The following is an 18,453-nucleotide window of genomic DNA, read 5'->3' as shown; positions in this document are numbered from 1 at the left end:
GCTGCGCCATGCCTATGCACACCGACCACCAGAAGCCGTTGCCAGCCGTCCAGGTGCTGCCTGGCTGAACGCCAAGAAGGGTCTGGAGGCAGTTGCGAGCCTTCGTAGATCCCCCGTTTGCCGTTGTCGTGCGGTAGCGATCTGTCGAGCCACACCAGATGGCTCAGATCGACCCTTTTGAGACAGCCAATACCTTCGAGGTGAGCAACTGCTTTATTGCCGCCCATCGTTTGTTTGGGCAAAGGGGGTGGCCGGCACATGGCGGCTACCGGCCCACGGGAAAGGCGCAATGCCAACGCGCGAGGGTTTCGGCCGACAAGTAGTCAGGAGCTACTGGGATCCGATTCCATCCTCTTGGCAAGAAGGCATGGACGTGTCTCACTAGGAATATAGGTGTCATTAAAGGGGCATTGTTCACCAGTCACCCCAAATGGGGGGTGTGGTGAATGTCTTGCGCTGCTACAGTCGCGCGCAGCGCACGCCGTTAGAGCGTGTCACTGGCCGCTGGCCCGCAAGGGTTCGGCCCTCTTTCATATCAAACGGGTTGGGTCCATGTTTCCACACGCTCTGGCCGGCGCGCGCGCTGTCGGCCTTGCCTTGCTCGCCGCGGCGCTGCTTGCCGCCTGCGGTTCCGACGACAGTCCATCCACCCCAGCCGCGACGCCGGCGGCATCGCGGCTGGTGCTCGACACCGGCAGCGCTGCGCCGGTGGCCGGCGGCACGCTGACGCTCAAGGCGACGCTGCTCGCGGCCGACGGCACCGAGATCAAAGGGGCCAGCTTCGCCTGGACTTCGTCCGATCCGAGCGTGGCGACCGTGGTGTCCGCTTCGGACAAGGCGCCCGCTGCCTCGGTCATCTCACCCGTTGGCATCTATGCGACGGTGCAGACACTCGCTGCCGGCGTCGCCGATATCACGGTCACGGCGACGCTACCTGGCGGCGGCGGCGCGTCGGGCGTCACCCACCTGGTGGTGCAGGCCGCGCAGGCCAAGTCGTACACGCTCGCGCTGACGCCTGCGACCCTGGCCGTGACGGCCGGCGGCGCCGCGCAAACCGTGTCGGTGACGGTGCGCCGCTCGGATGGCGTGGACGGCATCGGGGATCTCACCAATTGGTCGTGGACGAGCGATGACGCGAGCTTCGTGGCAACGCCGGCCGCTGACAGCCGCAGCGCCCAGGTTGCCAGCCCCGCTTCTGCCACTGCCGCCGGGGCGGCGACGCTGACCGCCTGCGCAGACTCCCCGGCAGGCGGCCGGCTGTGCGCCAACGCGGCGCTCTCGCGCAATGCGTCGCTGCCCCCCACCTATACCGTGGGCGGCATAGTCTCCGGTCTGATCGCCGGCACGAGCCTACAGTTGGCCGACACCAATGGCGACACGCAGGTGATCAGCACGAACGGCGGATTCACCATGCCGACGCCGCGACTGGGCGCGACATCCTATGCGTTGTCCGTGGGGGCCCAGCCGGCCGGTCAGACCTGCACGGTGGCCAACGGATCTGGCGCAGTTGCTGCAAGCAATGTGACCAGCATCGGCGTGACGTGCACGCGTAATGCCTATGCCTATGTGGTAAGCAACGGGAGCAACACTGTCTCACAGTACACGATTGGGGCCGACGGTACGCTCTCGCCAATGGCCACGCCCAGTGTCAATGCTGGCAGTTTCCCGTGGTCCATCACTGTGGCGCCGTCTGGCAAGTATGCCTATGTCGCAAACTTCCTGAGCAACACTGTCTCACAGTACACGATTGGCGCCGACGGTGCGCTCACGCCGATGGCTACGGCCAGTGTCAATGCTGGGTCCGGCCCGTATGCCGTCACCGTGGATCCGTCTAGTAAGTATGCCTACGTGGCAAACAACATGAGCAACACCGTCTCGCAGTACACGATTGGTGCTGGCGGTGCGCTCACGCCGATGGCGACGGCCAGTGTCAATGCGGGGTTCGCCCCGAATGCCGTCACCGTGGATCCGTCTGGCAAGTATGCCTATGTTGGAAACCTCGCGGATGACACCGTCTCACAGTACACGATTGGGGCCGACGGCGCGCTCTCGCCAATGGTCGTCGCTAGTGTTAGTGCTAGCGCCGCAGCTTCGGTCGCCGTGGATCCATCTGGTAAGTATGCCTACGTGGCAAACAACGTGAGCAACACCGTCTTGCAGTACACGATCGGCGCCAACGGTGCGCTCTCGCCGATGGCTATAGCCAGTGTTGGTGCTGGTTCCAACCCGATTTCGGTCACCGTGGATCCGTCTGGCAAGTATGCCTACGTGGCAAACAACACGAGCAACACCGTCTCGCAGTACACAATTGGTGCTGACGGTGCGCTCTCGCCCATGGCCGGGGCCAGTGTCAATGTTGGGTTGTTCCCAACTTCGGTCACCGTGGACCCGTCTGGCAAGTATGCCTATGTGGTGAACAATCAGGCTTCCACCGTCTCACAGTACATGATTGGCGCCGATGGCGCGCTCTCTCTGATAGCGACGCTCAATTCGGCACTACCTCAGCCCAGTGTCATAACAACCACCTACGCAGTGACGCACTGAAGGCCAGCGCCGTCCGCCCACTCATAGGACCGATCTCCCAGAGTCGTCGGTGGATTGGCGTAGTTTTTGGGCAGAGCTTGTCCCGCATGGCGGCGCTCGATGGCCAGGTCGTGGGCCTGGCTATCGCCGTATCCGTATGTAGATTCGTCGCACTGTATCTATCGGTTAGGTCATGCATGGCGCAAGCCTGGGCTCGCTGGCGGTGCTTCACTCTTCAGCGGTCATTCGACCATCTGCGAATGACGCTAGCTTGCCGGCCTCGGCCGACCGGATGGCCGTGGTCATGGCCGGCAGTCGCTGGTCGACCCTTCTGAGACGTTCAACTTCGATTGCTCCGATGGCAGCAGGCGAGGAATTAACGGTCGTTCGTCGGCTCGTACCGAATTGCCACAGTTCCCAACAATACAACGCAACTAGTCCACGGGAACATCAGGCCAGACTCGGGCCGCCTTTAGGCGTTTTCCGTCGATCCGCATTCGCGGCTGACTGACTGGCATACCGGGATACGTTGCAGCAGCAAAAGTCAATGCTGACGCGGTATCTTCGACCGGGCACGATTCTCCGGTTGAGCGCCATTTGACAAGAGCCAGCGGATCGCCAAGGGCGGTATCGTCGTCGACTACGATTTCTTTTTCCCAAGCAAGGGTACCTGCGCGGAGTTGGAAGCACAGTTCGCACATGCGGGACTTGGGAGTACCCAGAGCTTCGACATGTATAACGCGCGCGGCTTTACGTGGCTGCCTCTGTCGCGCACATGGATCCTGGGTCTGCGTGCCGATACCAAGTTCTCAACTGGAAACGCCGGTCTATGCGCGGCCGTATGTTGATCTGCGCGGTGTGTAGAAGGGGCGTTATCAGGATCGCAATGCAATCACTGCGGAAATTGAACTTCGCTGGGACGTCACGCCGCGGTGGTCCTTGCTCGCCTTCTCAGGAGCCGGCAAGGCATACGGGCGTTGGCACGATTTTCCGACGCCGCTACAGAGGTTAGCGTGGGCGGAGGGTTTCGCTACATGATCGCCCGCAAGCTGCGGCATATCGATGGGTATCGACATTGCCCACAGCAAAGACCAAAACACTTTTTATCTCCAGGTCGGAAGCGCATGGCGCTAGAGTGTTGGCGGCGGAAGCGAAGCTTCGACAGCATCCACGCTGCGAACTCTCTTCGCCGGGCTTTTTCCAGTCCATGCAGCGACTCATCGCAAAAGGCTCCTTAGCGATTATGGATGCGGCATGAACTTTCTCGCCTGATGTTTGATACAGGTCAGGATCTCGAGCCACAACATAGAATTGCGCAATCCGAAACACAAGCGATACGCGGTAAATACCAGAATATAGTGACAATTGGCGCAATTTATTCTGTTTTGGTAAAATGTGAAGTACGCGTGGATGCTAAGCTTGTTCAAGCTTTTCAAAGAAAGGACAAGTCAATGCAAAAGAAGATTGCAGCTCGGATGGCGGTTGCCACCGCTATCGCTACTACATCGCTGTCGCTCATGGCGAGCGACTTGAAGAATGCAGCAGGTGGGGCATTAGGCGGTGCTGCTGGCGCAGCAGTTGGAAATGCCGTTGGCGGCAGCACAGGCGCGATTGTTGGTGGCGCTATGGGTGGCGCAGCCGGCGGCGCAGTTACCTCGAATGGCCGCGAACGCACGGGTGCCGTAGTGGGTGGCGCAATTGGAGGTGGTGCAGGCGCTGCCGCTGGTAATGCGATGGGCGGGACGACCGGCGCGCTCGTTGGCGCAGCGGTGGGTGGTGGAGCCGGTTCTGCGCTCGGTGGCAACATCTCCCGCAGTAATTCGTACTCCGACAATCATGACCGCGGCAAGCACCATCACAAGCGCAAGCACGGCAAATATTACGATTGACCGAAAGCACTGCTTTGCTGGTCGCGAATCGAGTTCGCAAATTACATTCCCACACGCATCGCCCGATCCGCTTTCCCGGATCCTGAAGAAATTCGGGAGGATGCCTAGGATCGGGTGTGGTAATTACCTCCCTCGTGTCGAATCGCGGCTCACCGGGCGGCGGTTTGTTAAGACTCCAGTCGGCTCAGCCATCTCAAGCGCATCGTTGACTTCGATAACGAGGTAACGAACTGTGCTCTCCAGCTTTGTGTTGCCAAGCAGAAATTGCGCCGCGCGAAGTTTCTAAGCTCTACGGTAGATAAGCGACGCTTTGGTCCGCTGCATGGCGTGGGTGACGCCGCCGCCAGGAGCCCGAAGGCCCGCCCGCCGCCTTAGGGTTGGGGGTATCAGGCTCTTCCCGGGCGCAACAAACACGGGCGGCGACACCCCGAGACTTTTTCCGGAATGGTCCGAGGGCATGGCGCGAGTCGCTAAGAGCACAGCAGATTACAAAGGGGGACGACTACCGCAACGAATAACCCGTTTTGGCTATGTATTGACCATGGTGGATGCGCATACTGAACTGCCGCCAAGCGCAACACTACCTCGGCGGGCCACGCTTGGTCAGGTGGCCTTATTTTGCGTTTGGTTCAGGCGCGTGCTGTCCGTGGGCGTCGCCTCGTAGTTCTCGCCACGAGTCGCTCGCATTCTTTAGCCCAACTGAAGCGGTATTGCCGCCTGAATACCGAGAATAAATCATCGAGCTGATTTGACCCCATCTCGACTTGGCCCCGGCGTTCCCTTGACCGTGGGCGCCGATTTTTCTTCTGACCGTATGAGAAGCTTTGACATTCGACGCATCGATGGAGAGCGAAAATGAGCCTCTCCGTCGAACAACGCAGAATCATCGCGCTGCTACAACAAGGGCACAAGCTGCTCATCCGTCGGTCGCCGATTCATGGACGTATTGTCGGGGCTAGCCTCTGGGATCCCGAACGGAACACCGAGGTGGGATCTATCCCGCTGTGGCGAGTCGAGAAGCTCGTCGCCCTTGGCTGCCTTCGGCAAAGCCCGCAGAACCCAGCGATCGAATGGATTGTCATGTCGATCGGACCGAAACGAACGGCGGTCCGATCGCGCGCACCTCAAACAAGCGCGCAAGGGAGTGCCATTGCGATGTAACGCGAAAACCAGACCAGTGCCAAGGATTTGGCGCGCCGTAGCCTAGCGAGCGTTCTCGGGCAGCGATGTCGACGAACCGCGTCGGTCATGATCACAATGTGATCAGCAATACTAACTCGCTGGCCCTGCGGCGTATGCTGCTGGAGTGAAATGGCGTAGGTTGGCTGGGTGTCGCTCAAGCCGGTTGAGCCTCCGCCGATTTCACATCCCGAACGGCAAGCAACATCAAAACTGCTGCGCAGCCTAGGCCGGACGACAGCCAGAGCGCCTTGGCGCCGGCAATATCGAGCAGCATGCCGAAAAGCCAGGGCGCCAGTGCCTGAGCAACACGGGCCGGCACCATCAGAATGCCTTGTCGGTGCCCGTAGCCACCCGGGCCGAAGATGACCAGGGGGAGCGTGCCCTTTGCGATGGTGAGGATGCCGTTGCCGGCACCATGCAGAACGCCAAACAGCACCGCGGCCGGCGCGCCCAGCAAGCCAAAAGCCAGTGCGCCAAGCGGATGCATTGCGGCGGCGATACGCGCGGATAGCAGTGGGTGGACCTTGCGCAGTAGGCCAAACTCCAGAATACGCGCCCCGACCTGGGCGGGCCCGATCAGCGCGCCTACCAGGACGGCGGTGGCAAGCGTCGCGCCGCCGGCCTGGAGCAGGCGAGGCAAGTGTGCAGCCATGGCGGTACTGATAAACCAGGTCGCCGCAAAGACAAATGCCAACGCAAATGATGCGAAGCGTTGCGAAGACTCTTCTGGCGACGCGGCTGCGGAGGACGGTCGCGCCATGGGCCTCTCGATTGGAATCGCGCCACGAGGCATGCTGAGATTCAGGGCCAACCCAAGCGTCAAATGAAGGGCGGCCCAGGCAAGGCACGCTCCCCGCCATCCGATATGGGCTTCCATGTAGGTCGAGAGTGGCCAGCCGACGGTGCTGGCGAAGCCGGCAATCAACGTGATGCCGGTGATGGCGCCACGGGAGCGGTTGCCGTAGAGCGCCACCAGTGTCGCGAATGCCGCCTCATAGAGGCCAGCGCCCATCCCGACGCCTAGGACTAGCCACGCGGCGAACAGCCCGATCACGCCCTGCGCGAAGCCGAGACCTGCGAGTCCGAGGGAAAATATCAGGCTGGTGGCCACCAATACCGAGCGGCCACCGGTTCGATCGATCATCCTGCCGGCGGAGGGGCCGATCAGCGCCGACACGATCAGTGCTGCGCTGAAAGCCGCAAATACCGTGGGCGCCGATACGCCGAGATCCTTCGCCATCGGCGTCGCCAGCATGGCCGGCAGGTAATACGTCGACCCCCAAGCCAGCGTCTGGGCAATGCCCAGCCTGGCGATCACGCTACTGCTAGGCTCCATGGCCATCCCGTTCGATTGTTATTCGACTTCGCCGGTATCGGTGTCGCCGACCTGAGCGTCCTGCTCATGGCTCATGGCCGCTGCCGCGAGCGTCGTAGCCGCCGCAGGTGCCGCTTCTTTGCGCTCGCTATAGCGGTCTGTCAGGTAGTCGCTGCGATCGCGAACCAGCAACGTGAACTTGTAGAGTTCCTCCATGACGTCCACGACCCGGTCATAGTAGGACGATGGCTTCATGCGACCATTGGCGTCAAACTCCTCGTACGCCTTGGCGACCGATGACTGATTGGGGATGGTCACCATGCGCATCCAGCGGCCCAACACACGCAGTGCGTTGACGGCATTGAACGACTGCGAGCCGCCGCTGACCTGCATCACGGCCAGCGTCCGGCCCTGTGTCGGGCGGACGCCGCCGATTTCCAGTGGGAGCCAGTCGATCTGGTTCTTGAACACAGCCGTCAGCGTGCCGTGGCGCTCCGGGCTGCACCACACCTGGCCTTCCGACCATTCCGACAGCTTGCGCAGCTCAACAACCTTGGGGTGGTCGGCGGGAACGCTGTCGGCCATCGGCAGGCTGTGCGGGTCAAATATGCGGGTCTCAGCGCCGAAATGCTGGAGGATTCGTTCGGCTTCCTGCACGAGCAGGCGGCTGTACGACGTCTCGCGCAGCGAACCGTAGAGCAGCAGGATACGCGGCGGGTGCGTACTGACGTGTGCCGGCTCCAGTTTGTTCAGATTGGGCGTTTCCAGCACCGCGGGGACGATATTGGGCAAATCCATCATTGGACCCTCCTCCCCTGCGCGTCGATGACGACTTCACCATCCTCCTTGGTAAAGGCGCCTCGCTGTGGCGCGGGCAGAATATCGAGCACCAGTTCCGAGGGGCGGCACAGGCGAATGCCGAGTCCGGTCACGACAAACGGGCGGTTGATCAGGATCGGATGGGTCAGCATCGCATCCAGCAATTGATCGTCAGTCAGGGAGGGATCGGACAAGCCGAGTTCCGCGTAAGGGGTACCTTTCTCGCGGATGGCCTGGCGAACCGTCAGGCCTGCGTCACGGATCATCTGCTGCAGCGTCTGCCGGCCAGGCGGCGAGCTCAGGTACTCAATGACCGTTGGTTCAATGCCTGCATTGCGAATCATTGCCAGCGTATTGCGTGACGTGCCGCACTCGGGGTTGTGGTAGATCGTTACCGACATTCGGATTCCTTAGTTGCGCTTGGTCTCGTACCAGGACTGCGAACGGTTGACGATATTGACGACCAGCAGCATGACCGGCACCTCGATCAGTACCCCAACGACCGTAGCGAGTGCCGCACCCGACTGGAAGCCAAACAGGCTGATGGCAGTGGCCACCGCGAGCTCGAAGAAGTTGCTGGCGCCAATCAGGCTGGACGGACCCGCTACGCAGTGTGCGACGCCCAGCTTGCGGTTCAGAAGGTAGGCAAGTCCGGAATTGAAGAAGACCTGGATCAGGATGGGTACCGCCAACAGTGCAATCACGAGCGGCTGATCGATGATGGCCTTGCCCTGGAAGGCGAACAGCAGGATCAGCGTCAGGAGCAGCGCAGCAATCGAGTACGGGCCTAGCTTCTGGGTCACGCGCTGGAAATACGCGACGCCGCGACTCAGGAGCATCTTGCGCAGCAGTTGCGAGATGATGACCGGCACTACGATGTAGAGCGCCACCGAAGTGAGCAACGTGTCCCACGGTACGGTGATGGACGACAAGCCCAGCAACAGCGCGACAACGGGAGCGAACGCCACCACCATGATGGCGTCGTTCAGTGCAACCTGAGACAACGTAAAGTACGGGTCGCCCTTGCACAGCTGGCTCCACACGAAGACCATCGCGGTGCAAGGTGCTGCGGCGAGTAGGATCAGGCCAGCCACATAGCTGTCGAGCTGATCGGCGGGCAGCAACGGCGCAAAGAGGTGACGCACGAAGATCCATCCGAGCAATGCCATCGAGAACGGCTTGACCGCCCAGTTGATGAACAAGGTCACACCGATGCCACGCCAGTGCGATTTGACCTGCCCCAGCGCGCCGAAGTCGATCTTGATCAGCATCGGGATGATCATCACCCAGATCAGGACGCCGACGGGCAGATTGACCTGGGCGTACTCCATGCGCCCGATCGCCTGGAAGACCTCGGGCAGCATCTGGCCCAGCGCGATCCCGGCCACAATGCAGAGCGCGACCCAGATGGTCAGATAGCGCTCGAAAAAACTGATGGCCGACTTGGCCGCGGCTTGGCTGGATGCCGCTACATTCTGAGTACTCATGGTTCAGCTCCCAGCCAGACGCTGGAGCGTCTCATGGAGTTCGGCGTTGCTCATGTCTTCGATCGGCAGCAGCAGCAACTGCAGCATCCGATAGGCGATCGCCTGGCGCGTGAGTTCGAAGGCCTGACACTTCTTCGCATCCCCACCTTCGGTGTTCGAGGGATCGGGGTACCCCCAGTGCACTTTCACGGGGCTACCCGGCCAATAGGGACATTCCTCTTCGGCTGCGCTGTCGCACACGGTAATCACGACTCGCATCTCCGGGGCGTTTTCGCCCACAAACTCATCCCAGCTCTTGCTGCGAAAGCCGCTGACGTCGACACCTGCGTCACCAAGCACTTCGATGGCGAACGGGTTGATACGACCGCTCGGCGAGCTTCCCGCGCTGTAGGCGCGGACATCACGGCCGAGCTGCTTGGCCAGATGGTTCAACATCCCTTCACTCAGCACACTGCGGGCCGAGTTGTGGGTGCACAAGATCAAAACGTTGGTGGTCATGGGGCGCTACGTAAGAGTATTGGAGTGCGGGCCGGACTGAGTTACTGCTGTCCGATGTCCCGGACGGCCGTATGGAGCGCAACGGCATCCAGTTTTGGCAGGGGCAATGCCAGGAACTGTTCGATGCGACGTTTGAGCGAAATGGCAGCGTCATTGATGGCTTGCTGTTTCTGCGCGGCGGTCCCTTCGCAAGCGGCAGGATCGGGAACACCCCAGTGCGCCGTCTTGCGAAAACTCATCCCAGCTCTTGCTGCGAAAGCCGTGCGTCTCTATGTCGTAGCGCGCCAATTGCGCCAGAGCGAGCGGATTCACGGTCCCGGTCGGATGACTGCGTGCCGAGTAGGCACGGAATCGTCCTCTGCCCGGAGGATTCATCAGGCCTTCCGACAGGATCGAGCGTGCCGAATTGCCAGTGCAGATAAACAGCACGTTGTAGTCTCTTTCTTTTTCATGGGTCTTCTCTAGCAGCAGGACGGCGTGGCGTTGACGGCAACGCCAATCGGCTTGCCTTTCGGCGCGCGCGGCGCGCAGCAGGCCGATTCCTGAGCGGCGTCAAGCTTTCGAGACTCACCATAGACGGGCACGTCCCTCAGCGTGTGGAAGTGCTCCCAGACGATCCCTTGCGGGTCGGTAATCCAGTATTTGTCGCTTCGTGAGTAGCAGCATGTGGTCTCACCTTCGTCAAGCAGCACCATGTCGGCGGCTTCTGCCTGCTGCTTCAGTTCGGCCAGTTCAGCCGCATCGTCTGTTTGGAAACCCAGGTGATCCACCCCGACCTCAGCACCGCGTGCCGAAATGGCGAAGTTCACGCGTGGATCCTCCAGCATCCACTTGGCGTAGTCCTCCTTCACGACCGTGGGCTCGGCTGCGAAAAGGGCCGAGTAGTAGCGAATGCTCGCCGATAGGTCGGCGACGCTCACGTGAACGTGGAAGCGTTTCATGATTGGGGCCCCGAGGTGACGGAACAGGTGGACACAGGGGAGCACGGGTTGCCACTGCAGCAGTTCTCCGTGAGGTAGGCCAGCAGCGCATTCATCGTTTCGAAGTGCGCGGTGTAGATGATGGAGCGACCGTCCTGGCGGCTCGATAGCAGCCCGGCGCGGTGCAATTCCTTCAGGTGGAAAGACAAGGACGACGCCGGTACCTCCATGAGTTCGGCAATCCGGCCGGCAGGCAGACCTGCGGGGCCGGCCTGCACGAGCAGCCGGAATACGGACAGACGTATTGAGTGAGCGAGCGCAGCAAGCGCCTCGAGAGCGTTAGGTGTTTCCATTATTCGACTATAGTCGAATAATGGAAACTTTAGAAGTGAAATTTTTGTGACGCCGCAAGTCGTTAAAAGGTCTTGCGTGCTGAACGAGCGCCGGTCCTTGAAGCTGACCTTCCGCTTGTAGTCTTCCATGGACCCAATGGCGCCCAGCTCCCGATCAAGGAATACGCCAACGACAAGCTGGTCGGCACGAAGATGCTCTATGTCGATGGCAAGTTCGACACGAAGGACGGCAAGGCGGAATGCAAGCCGTCTCTGTGGCCAGGGTTGCCGAAGACGGTGGCAGATCTGAAGGGCAAGTCGAGATCTGGCAGACCGCGTACCACGATCAGTACAACGGCTTCGTCAAGGGGCGATACCCCATGGCGTTTATCGAGCTGAGTCCGGGGGACGCCAAGTCGCAGGGCATTGAGGCGGGTGACGTGGTCACGGGACCGCGCCGAGATCCAGCAGCGCGAATTCGTCCATGGCCGGGTGGCGGATGCTAGACGGGTACGTCTCGACGACCGCCTCATGCAGACGCGCCTTGTCTATCGATTTGACGGTATGCCAGCCCAGATTGCACTCAGGATTCGGGTCACATGCCGGGATCAGCTTAAAAGCGTAGCTACAAATATTCCTTGCCTCCCTGAATATTCGTAGCTGCAATTAGATGCATGGAGATCACGTACGACCCTTCCAAGGACGTCACCAACTGAGCCAAGCACGGCGTATCGCTGGCGCTGGCATCTATGTTGGACTGGCCCCACGTCATGGCAGGTGTCGATGACCGCCGCGACTACTGCGAAGTGCGCGAGATCGGGTTCGGGATCACCGGTGGTCGGCTGTACTGTGTAGTGTTCACCCAGCGCGGCGAAGCAATGCACATCATCAGCCTGCGCAAGGCAAACAAACGTGAGGTGACCGACTATGTCGAACAAACCTAAGATCGTCATGCCGACGGACGAGGAAGACGCGGCAATCAATCGCGGCATCGCGGAAGATCCGGACACCTTCGAGGTATCAGCCGAACAGATGCGCGCCATGCAGCCGCCCGCCAAACGAGGTCGGGGCCGGCCCAGGCTCGCCAGCACGAAGGAACTGGTCAGCATCCGCTATGATGCAGATGTACTGGATGCGTTTCGCTCGAGCGGCGATGGCTGGCAGACCAGGATGAACGATGCGTTGAAGGATTGGCTGACGACGCATCGGCCATGAGAAAGCGCAGCGACGACAGCGCCTGACGTCGCTGCGGCGCCGACAACTGCGCGCACGCACACACGTTCTTGAGCAGGGCGTTCACTCCGCTCAGTGGTCAAATCTATCGCTGTTTGATCAGAGATATAAGGCTCCACCCCCAGAAGTGGGGAAGACGAAACTCATTGTGCACGCCACAATAAGTCACGTCGTGATTGACCCCACGATGACAGTCCAAAGCCCGCGCGCGAACTGCCGCGGGCTTCTTTTTTGGTTAAACGAGCAATTCCGGGTGCCGGCAATGCTCGCGGATCTCCGGTTCCTAAGCGGTCGTCATGTCAATGGCGACGGCCTCGATGCACTCCGCCGCGCCTGCCGGGAAATTGGCCAAAGAAGCTTCATACCGTCTCGCGCGAGCCGCTCTGACCGATCCAAAGCCCTCGGCGTCCAATCGGATCGACCACCACCGCAGCATAGCGATGGCGCTTGTGCGGCGCGAATTCGTCTCACGAGGAGCTTCGCTAACGACCGTGCGTGACAATCTACGCAACGCCTCCATCACGACGACATCGCCCTACCTGCATGACGATGACATGCACCGAACGACTCCGTTGGTCAGTTGGAACAGGTGTTCGGAAAGCGCTAGTCAGCGGACGCCAGGAAGCGGCACAACCGGAGGCTGGCCATTCGGGTCCGGGCACAGAGCAAGCATGCACTTGCCCCCACAATAGGGGATGCTGGGAACCTCCCCCCTCTGCTAGACTCGCGCGCAAGGCGCCCCAGGGTCGGGCGCTGTCGCAAAGATAGATAAAAAGCAATCAAGAATATTTACGGGAATAAGAGTCATGCGAACAGTGAATCGACTCGGTTGGACATACGCTGCCAGATGGCGCGCAGGCCAGTTTGCCTTGTCCATGTGTCTGGCCTTGGCCGCTTGCGGTGGGGACGGCGAGAGCGCGGCGCCAGCCACAGTCGAATCGACACCGCCGGCCGCCAGCGGGCCGACGCCATCGGCACCAGCCGCAATGTATTCGGTAGGCGGCACGATTTCCGGTCTTGTCAAAGACACCCAGGTAACATTGCTGAACAAAAGCGGCGACGCGCTGACTGTCAACGCCAACGGCACCTTCGGCTTCGCCACCAGCGTGACATCAGGCACCGGCTACGCCGTCAGCGTCGGTACGCAACCCAAGGGACAGACCTGCGTGGTTTCCAACGGAGCAGGCGTGGTCGCCACAAGCAACGTCATCAGCATCGCTGTGACCTGCTCGCGCATCGGGTATGCCTATGTGACAAACGCGTCGGACAACACAGTCTCGCAGTTCTCGATTGGCGCCGACGGAACGCTCACTCCCCTTACCTCGGCTAGTGTCGGCACGGGCTCCGGGCCATTTTCCATCGCCTTGGATCCGACTGGAACCTTTGCCTACGTTGCGAACGTTTTGAGCAGTACCGTGTCGCAGTTCACGGTTAGTGCCGAGGGCGCACTCACGCCCATGGCCACAGCCAGTGTCAGCACGGGCACCTCCCCTCAGTCCGTCACCGTGCATCCATCTGGCAAGTATGCCTATGTGGCGAACAGAGGTGGGACCAGCGTATCGCAGTACACGATTGGCGCAGACGGCGCACTCACACCCATGCCAACGGCGACTGTCGGTACTGGATCCAACCCGACTACCGTCACCGTGGATCCGTCTGGCAAGTACGCTTATGTCGTCAACTACTTGAGCAATACCGTCTCCCAATTTACGATTGGCGCGGACGGTGCGCTCACGCCGATGGCTACGGCCAGTGTCGGCACCGGCACCGTTCCCTGGGCCGTCACCGTAGATCCGTCGGGAAAGTATGCCTATGTCTCGAATCAAGCGAGTAGTAATGTCTCGCAGTACATGATCGGTGCTGATGGCGCACTCACGCCAATGGCGACGGCCAGTGTCAGCACCGGTGCCGGCTCCTCGCCTAATTCCGTCAGCGTGCACCCGACTGGCAAGTATGCCTACGTGGCAAACGGTGGGACTAATACGATCTCGCAGTTTGCGATTGGTGCCGACGGCGCGCTCACACCCTTGCTGGTAGCTAGCGTGGGCGCTGGCATTCTTCCGGAATCCATCACCGTGGATGCAACTGGAAAGTATGCCTACGCGGCGAATTCAGCGAGTGACACTATCTCGCAGTACGTGATCGATGCCAACGGCGCACTCACCCCGATGGCAACGGCAACTGTCAGCACGGGAAATCAACCCACTTCAATTACAACCCGGTACGCGGCGACGCACTGATCGCCAAGACCTCTCACGCGAAACGGCGAAGCGAGAGCACGGCGGTCTCCTGACCTCAACGGGGATCTCACGCGTCGCCGTACCGTGTGCCACCGACGGTATGACGGCGGATACCGCCGCCGCACGGCCCCGGACACCATGGGACAGACGCTGCGCAGCCGCGGCGCAATTTCATTTGGCGCCCCTGCCCCTTGCCAGCTCTAACGCCTCAAGCCAGCAACACTACCCCTCTACAGCAAGCTGTCAAACGATCGTCCCATTATTCGATATAGCTGGTCTTGCAACATGCCGAAGCAGCGTCGATCCTGCACATGCCATAGTCGCTTTGCGGGGGCGCGGTAGGTCGATGTCGGCATGCGGCTGGAATCGAAAATCGCTGATGCACTCCACCGGTATGTCTGCGCCACAGAGCCGATGCCAGGAACGCTCTTACGGGCGCAGACGACGCGTTACACCACGCATCAGTAACCTCTAAATGGTTAACCCTACAGCCATTGGAACCGCGCCGTTTGGATGATGTGACGACATATCATCAGTTGATATATTGCTTCCTTGGACAAAGCCCAACAGAGTACAACTGACGGAGTGCCGCCATGAGTGAACGACCACGCTGGATCACTGCTCCGCATCGAGGCCTATATATCCACGCCTTAGCGTTTCAGCTCGCCGACAGTTCTACAAAAAGTCGCCTTCCAGGGCCGAAATGGGGCTATCTAGTGGCCGTCGGGCGAAGCGCAGTTCCGTCGGTTGATTCCCAATATGACGGCGATGGCAGGGACGAATGCGACTATTTCACCCGTGATTCAGCGGAACAGGCGGCACTCCATTTCGGCCAGCGCATTGCTGACGTTATTCTGGAGTTTGAATGAGGTGAGCGCTCGGCAAACGCTGCTAACGAATTTGCACTAGACGCTTTTTGAGCTACGACAACGTACACGTAGGGCCCCCGTATTCGTTTCTCGCAGAACGCAGCGCATGCGCGCATCACGAAAGTCTGGGTAGCGCCTGCAGAAACATCTACAGGCAATGGCCATGAAGCGGCTAATGGGCGAAATTTGCCAGAAGCTTGCAGGCACGAACGCAGATCATGCCGGTGCCACTTGTTCCCCACCCAGGGGGCATGCCGGTCCTCTTGAAAATGCCTTTGCACCATTCGTCCATGCTTGTAACCTTTCGGCGAGTGTGCGCGCGAAGATTGATGAACATCAGTACAAGACAAAACGGGCCGACGTAGCATGCCTTATCGTCAATTCATGCATACGGTCCCCGCATGGAATGACGTGTCGACGCCCGGCCTCTCCTCAAGTGGGCCAGGAGAAGGCCCGCTGGATAGGTTCCGAGGTCTGGCGTGCCAACTCTGGTGAAGACGGGATCCGGAATGCAGTCCTACGAACGTTGCAGAAGGCTTGGACTTCCTTACCGTGCGAGGTTCGCGAGCAATCCAAGACCGGGCGCGGCGCCGTTCGAACGGCAACGCCGGATCCATTCGCGGGGGAAACGCCCCGCGGCCTCGAGCGGCGCACTGATGTTGCGGGCGAGTCGGTGTGCCGCTCACCTCATCTGAACCCGACATCCGCCTGATGTCGACGATAATGCCTGGGACTGCGAACTCTGCATACGGACTTCGAGTCTCGTCGGCGCTGCCATCTTCGGATCAGTATCTCAGCGTCACTGATCTCTTCCACACGTTTAGCGCTCAATAGTCCGTAGGTTGATTACGGCATCGGACCACCCTCCCCCGAAACAACTCCGGCTTTCGCTCGAAACAGATTGAGCGGATTGACCACCCATAGCTCGACTGCGCAGGTCACCGACGATTGCAGGCTTGAGCCTGATCCGGAGAAGACTATCCGCTGCATTGGCAATACGCGCGGCATCCATTTGCACGGGTTGCATGGAATTCGAACCGGTCCGACCCGCTGAGCCTTCATTTAAGACGAGTCCGATTTCCCCGCAGTGCCTCGCCCTTCAACATGGATTATTTCCGTTGACTGACGAGGGATCTGCCATGCGCAAGCGACTGAAGTATCTTTTTTCAATATTCTGTTTGAGTGTTGCAGTAGCTGGTTGCGGTGGAGGTGGAGGTGGAGGCGGTGGTAGTGGCGACGGCGGAGAACTTCGCCCAGGAGATCTCACAGAGCCGCCGGAGGGCCTTCACTATCAGGCTCCCAACGCCATCTATACCGTGGATCTCCAAATCGTACCCAACACACCGACGAGCAGTGGTGGTGCAATTCATCACTACGCAGTCGAGCCGTCTCTGCCCGATGGGCTCGTGCTTGACCCTGACTCCGGTGTCATCTCTGGCATTCCAAGCGTTGCCACGGGAGCCACTGTCTATACCGTGACAGGCAGCAACCCGGCAGGCAGCGCGACCGCACGACTCGACATCGAAGTGAAAGCGTTGCCTACCGCCCCGGAAAGTCTGAGCTATTCGAACAATCCGGTGGTCTACGCAGTTGGCAACGCGATAACGCCCAACCATCCGGTCAGTACCGGCGGCGCGATCACTGCTTACACCGTGACGCCGGCACTGCCTGATGGACTGGTGATCGATCCTCAGACAGGGGTCCTTAGCGGTACGCCAAGCGCCATCACTGCCGCCGCTGACTACGCAGTCACCGGCAGCAACAGCGAAGGAGCCGTAACCATCGAGCTGAATGTCGAGGTGCGTGACCAGGTGAGCCCGCCATCGAATCTGACCTACAGCAATGTGGACGCAATCTATCTCGTGCGTCAGCCAATCACGGCAAACCATCCCACGGCAATGGGCGGCGATATCGGTGCTTATGCTGTTTCGCCCGCGCTTCCTGCCGGTCTGAGCATGGATGTGCACAGCGGTGTCATCAGTGGCACACCGACGGTTCTTCAGGACAGGCAGGCCTATACCATCACAGCCAGCAACGCTGCAGGTGACACGACCGCTCAGATCGCGATCACTACTATCCAAGCGGACTATGCCGGCGTGTGGATGCCGGCTGGCAGCATGGCAACGGCGCGAAACCATCACACCACAACCCTCTTGCTCGATGGCAGCGTGCTTGTTGCGGGGGGCCAGAGCACTGCGTCCCTGAACACCACCGAGTTCTACGATCCGGCGTCCAATCAATGGCATGAGGGCGCCCAGATGAATGCCATTCGGGCTAATCACACAGCCACACGATTGCTTGATGGCCGTGTACTGGTCGCTGGCGGGGGCAACGCGTCTGGCATCGCCAGCGCCGAATATTACAGCCCTTCCAGCGAGAACTGGGTACCACTGCCCGACATGCATCAGGCCCGGTTCGGCCATACCGCAACCTTGCTGGCCGACGGTCGCGTATTCGTAGCGGGGGGCGGTGCAGACCAATCCTACCCGGTCGGTAGTCGAGGTGCCGAAATCTTTGACCCCGCAACAAATACATGGGAAGCAGCGGCGGACATGTCGACATTCCGCATCTATCACGCTGCAACACTGCTGCCAGATGGCCGCGTACTCGTGGCCGGTGGTGCCAACAACTTGGGCCCGCAGGCAAGTGCGGAAATCTACGACCCGGCGATCAATCAATGGATTGCGGTCGCGAGCATGTCGGTGAGCCGCTCGAGATTTCAAATGGCCTCACTGGCCGATGGCACGGTGCTGGTCGCCGGCGGCAGGAACGCAGACGATCTCGGCAGTGTCGAACGCTATGACGTCGCCTCAAATAACTGGGTAACCGTAGCTAGTATGGCTGTCCCGCGCTCGAGTTTCAGGCTCGTCCCACTGCTTGATGGTCGGGTACTTGTTGCAGGCGGAGAGCAAAACTCTGCAACACTTACCAGCACAGAACTCTACAGTGCTACCGACAACAGTTGGACTGCTGCGCCTGGGATGGCAGAGGCACGCAGCCTCCACACCGCCACCGTTTTGCGGGATGGCCGGGTCCTGATCGTGGGAGGATCGCGCGTCGGCGTGTCCCTGGCTACTGGTGAATTGTTCCAATAGGCCACCTTAAGCCGTTCGCGTCCCTGGCCTGAAGGGCGAAGCCTTCCAGGC

Annotated in this window: 15 protein-coding genes and 5 pseudogenes; 10 read left to right on the top strand and 10 right to left on the bottom strand. The window is 60.3% G+C overall.

Going from position 1 to position 18,453, the window contains the following annotated elements; all coding sequences use genetic code 11:
- Positions 1 to 552 precede the first annotated feature (552 nt).
- The 3 genes and pseudogenes from MFF62_RS20150 to MFF62_RS20140 all read left to right on the top strand — a co-directional run bounded on the left by MFF62_RS20150 (position 553) and on the right by MFF62_RS20140 (position 4,412).
- Entirely contained in the window at positions 553 to 2,544 is a 1,992-nt protein-coding gene (locus MFF62_RS20150) for a beta-propeller fold lactonase family protein (RefSeq protein WP_238264894.1), read from the top strand.
- Positions 2,545 to 3,119: 575 nt separating this feature from the next.
- Positions 3,120 to 3,657, top strand: a pseudogene (locus MFF62_RS20145) (BamA/TamA family outer membrane protein); the annotation flags it as partial.
- 317 nt (positions 3,658 to 3,974) lie between these two features.
- Entirely contained in the window at positions 3,975 to 4,412 is a 438-nt protein-coding gene (locus MFF62_RS20140) for a hypothetical protein (protein WP_238264966.1), read from the top strand.
- 123 nt (positions 4,413 to 4,535) lie between these two features.
- On the opposite strand, the pseudogene MFF62_RS20135 reads toward MFF62_RS20140, so the two are convergent.
- A pseudogene (locus tag MFF62_RS20135) lies at positions 4,536 to 4,745 on the bottom strand (hypothetical protein); the annotation flags it as partial.
- Between the two features lie 522 nt (positions 4,746 to 5,267).
- Between MFF62_RS20135 and MFF62_RS20130 the strand changes: the two are divergent.
- On the top strand, positions 5,268 to 5,573 hold the full coding sequence (locus tag MFF62_RS20130; RefSeq protein WP_238264893.1) for a hypothetical protein: 306 nt from the start codon (positions 5,268 to 5,270) through the stop codon (positions 5,571 to 5,573).
- Between the two features lie 175 nt (positions 5,574 to 5,748).
- Here MFF62_RS20130 and MFF62_RS20125 read toward each other — a convergent pair whose 3' ends face one another.
- The 8 genes and pseudogenes from MFF62_RS20125 to MFF62_RS20090 form a co-directional block, all read right to left on the bottom strand.
- The gene (locus MFF62_RS20125; RefSeq protein ID WP_238264892.1) at positions 5,749 to 6,930 is read right to left on the bottom strand and encodes an MFS transporter; all 1,182 of its coding nucleotides are present in this window, start codon (positions 6,928 to 6,930) and stop codon (positions 5,749 to 5,751) included.
- A gap of 18 nt (positions 6,931 to 6,948) precedes the next feature.
- Positions 6,949 to 7,710, bottom strand: coding sequence for an arsenical resistance protein ArsH (gene arsH / locus MFF62_RS20120; protein WP_238264891.1), 762 nt, complete (start codon positions 7,708 to 7,710; stop codon positions 6,949 to 6,951).
- Positions 7,707 to 8,129 carry an arsenate reductase (glutaredoxin) gene (gene arsC / locus MFF62_RS20115; protein WP_238264890.1) on the bottom strand — a complete coding sequence of 141 codons (423 nt, stop codon included), beginning with the start codon at positions 8,127 to 8,129 and terminating at the stop codon, positions 7,707 to 7,709. Before arsC ends, arsH begins: the two co-directional genes overlap by 4 nt.
- A 9-nt stretch (positions 8,130 to 8,138) precedes the next feature.
- Positions 8,139 to 9,215 carry an ACR3 family arsenite efflux transporter gene (gene arsB / locus MFF62_RS20110; protein WP_238264889.1) on the bottom strand — a complete coding sequence of 359 codons (1,077 nt, stop codon included), beginning with the start codon at positions 9,213 to 9,215 and terminating at the stop codon, positions 8,139 to 8,141.
- 3 nt (positions 9,216 to 9,218) lie between these two features.
- Complete coding sequence (locus MFF62_RS20105; RefSeq protein ID WP_238264888.1) at positions 9,219 to 9,713, bottom strand: arsenate reductase ArsC; 495 nt, start codon at positions 9,711 to 9,713, stop codon at positions 9,219 to 9,221.
- A 41-nt stretch (positions 9,714 to 9,754) separates the two neighbouring features.
- Positions 9,755 to 10,184, bottom strand: a pseudogene (locus MFF62_RS20100) (arsenate reductase/protein-tyrosine-phosphatase family protein).
- Positions 10,175 to 10,654, bottom strand: a complete 480-nt coding sequence (locus tag MFF62_RS20095; protein ID WP_238264887.1) for an ArsI/CadI family heavy metal resistance metalloenzyme — start codon at positions 10,652 to 10,654, stop codon at positions 10,175 to 10,177. The pseudogene MFF62_RS20100 and the gene MFF62_RS20095 overlap by 10 nt, the downstream one beginning before the upstream one ends.
- Positions 10,651 to 10,986, bottom strand: coding sequence for an ArsR/SmtB family transcription factor (locus tag MFF62_RS20090; RefSeq protein WP_238264886.1), 336 nt, complete (start codon positions 10,984 to 10,986; stop codon positions 10,651 to 10,653). The genes MFF62_RS20095 and MFF62_RS20090 overlap by 4 nt, the downstream gene beginning before the upstream one ends.
- A gap of 129 nt (positions 10,987 to 11,115) precedes the next feature.
- On the opposite strand from MFF62_RS20090, the pseudogene MFF62_RS20085 reads away from it, so the two are divergent.
- The 3 genes and pseudogenes from MFF62_RS20085 to MFF62_RS20075 form a co-directional block, all read left to right on the top strand.
- A pseudogene (locus MFF62_RS20085) lies at positions 11,116 to 11,411 on the top strand (arsenate reductase (azurin) large subunit); the annotation flags it as partial.
- 324 nt (positions 11,412 to 11,735) lie between these two features.
- Positions 11,736 to 11,909 (top strand): BrnT family toxin, encoded by a 174-nt coding sequence (locus tag MFF62_RS20080; RefSeq protein WP_238264885.1) that lies wholly within the window; start codon positions 11,736 to 11,738, stop codon positions 11,907 to 11,909.
- Positions 11,893 to 12,180: a BrnA antitoxin family protein gene (locus MFF62_RS20075; RefSeq protein WP_238264884.1), complete on the top strand. Its 288-nt coding sequence runs from the start codon at positions 11,893 to 11,895 to the stop codon at positions 12,178 to 12,180. Before MFF62_RS20080 ends, MFF62_RS20075 begins: the two co-directional genes overlap by 17 nt.
- Before the next feature lie 304 nt (positions 12,181 to 12,484).
- Here the strand turns inward: MFF62_RS20075 and MFF62_RS20070 are convergent.
- A pseudogene (locus tag MFF62_RS20070) lies at positions 12,485 to 12,665 on the bottom strand (transposase); the annotation flags it as partial.
- A 519-nt stretch (positions 12,666 to 13,184) separates the two neighbouring features.
- On the opposite strand from MFF62_RS20070, the gene MFF62_RS20065 reads away from it, so the two are divergent.
- The 3 genes from MFF62_RS20065 to MFF62_RS20055 all read left to right on the top strand — a co-directional run bounded on the left by MFF62_RS20065 (position 13,185) and on the right by MFF62_RS20055 (position 18,402).
- Complete coding sequence (locus tag MFF62_RS20065; protein ID WP_238264883.1) at positions 13,185 to 14,438, top strand: lactonase family protein; 1,254 nt, start codon at positions 13,185 to 13,187, stop codon at positions 14,436 to 14,438.
- Between the two features lie 593 nt (positions 14,439 to 15,031).
- Positions 15,032 to 15,307, top strand: a complete 276-nt coding sequence (locus MFF62_RS20060) for a hypothetical protein (protein WP_238264882.1) — start codon at positions 15,032 to 15,034, stop codon at positions 15,305 to 15,307.
- Between the two features lie 1,025 nt (positions 15,308 to 16,332).
- Positions 16,333 to 18,402, top strand: a complete 2,070-nt coding sequence (locus MFF62_RS20055; RefSeq protein ID WP_238264881.1) for a Kelch repeat-containing protein — start codon at positions 16,333 to 16,335, stop codon at positions 18,400 to 18,402.
- The last annotated feature ends 51 nt before the right edge of the window (positions 18,403 to 18,453 follow it).

Source organism: Cupriavidus pauculus, from assembly GCF_022179805.1.
GTDB classification, from domain to species: Bacteria; Pseudomonadota; Gammaproteobacteria; order Burkholderiales; family Burkholderiaceae; genus Cupriavidus; species Cupriavidus pauculus_E.
This window is presented reverse-complemented; position numbering and strand designations above follow the sequence as displayed.

Excerpts from the sequence above, each read along its gene's own strand:
- MFF62_RS20150 (WP_238264894.1), top strand. The coding sequence starts at position 553 with ATGTTTCCACACGCTCTGGCCGGCGCGCGCGCTGTCGGCCTTGCCTTG.
- MFF62_RS20140 (WP_238264966.1), top strand. The coding sequence starts at position 3,975 with ATGCAAAAGAAGATTGCAGCTCGGATGGCGGTTGCCACCGCTATCGCT.
- MFF62_RS20130 (WP_238264893.1), top strand. The coding sequence starts at position 5,268 with ATGAGCCTCTCCGTCGAACAACGCAGAATCATCGCGCTGCTACAACAA.
- MFF62_RS20125 (WP_238264892.1), bottom strand. The coding sequence starts at position 6,930 with ATGGAGCCTAGCAGTAGCGTGATCGCCAGGCTGGGCATTGCCCAGACG.
- arsH (WP_238264891.1), bottom strand. The coding sequence starts at position 7,710 with ATGATGGATTTGCCCAATATCGTCCCCGCGGTGCTGGAAACGCCCAAT.
- arsC (WP_238264890.1), bottom strand. The coding sequence starts at position 8,129 with ATGTCGGTAACGATCTACCACAACCCCGAGTGCGGCACGTCACGCAAT.
- arsB (WP_238264889.1), bottom strand. The coding sequence starts at position 9,215 with ATGAGTACTCAGAATGTAGCGGCATCCAGCCAAGCCGCGGCCAAGTCG.
- MFF62_RS20105 (WP_238264888.1), bottom strand. The coding sequence starts at position 9,713 with ATGACCACCAACGTTTTGATCTTGTGCACCCACAACTCGGCCCGCAGT.
- MFF62_RS20095 (WP_238264887.1), bottom strand. The coding sequence starts at position 10,654 with ATGAAACGCTTCCACGTTCACGTGAGCGTCGCCGACCTATCGGCGAGC.
- MFF62_RS20090 (WP_238264886.1), bottom strand. The coding sequence starts at position 10,986 with ATGGAAACACCTAACGCTCTCGAGGCGCTTGCTGCGCTCGCTCACTCA.
- MFF62_RS20080 (WP_238264885.1), top strand. The coding sequence starts at position 11,736 with ATGGCAGGTGTCGATGACCGCCGCGACTACTGCGAAGTGCGCGAGATC.
- MFF62_RS20075 (WP_238264884.1), top strand. The coding sequence starts at position 11,893 with ATGTCGAACAAACCTAAGATCGTCATGCCGACGGACGAGGAAGACGCG.
- MFF62_RS20065 (WP_238264883.1), top strand. The coding sequence starts at position 13,185 with ATGTATTCGGTAGGCGGCACGATTTCCGGTCTTGTCAAAGACACCCAG.
- MFF62_RS20060 (WP_238264882.1), top strand. The coding sequence starts at position 15,032 with ATGAGTGAACGACCACGCTGGATCACTGCTCCGCATCGAGGCCTATAT.
- MFF62_RS20055 (WP_238264881.1), top strand. The coding sequence starts at position 16,333 with ATGGAATTCGAACCGGTCCGACCCGCTGAGCCTTCATTTAAGACGAGT.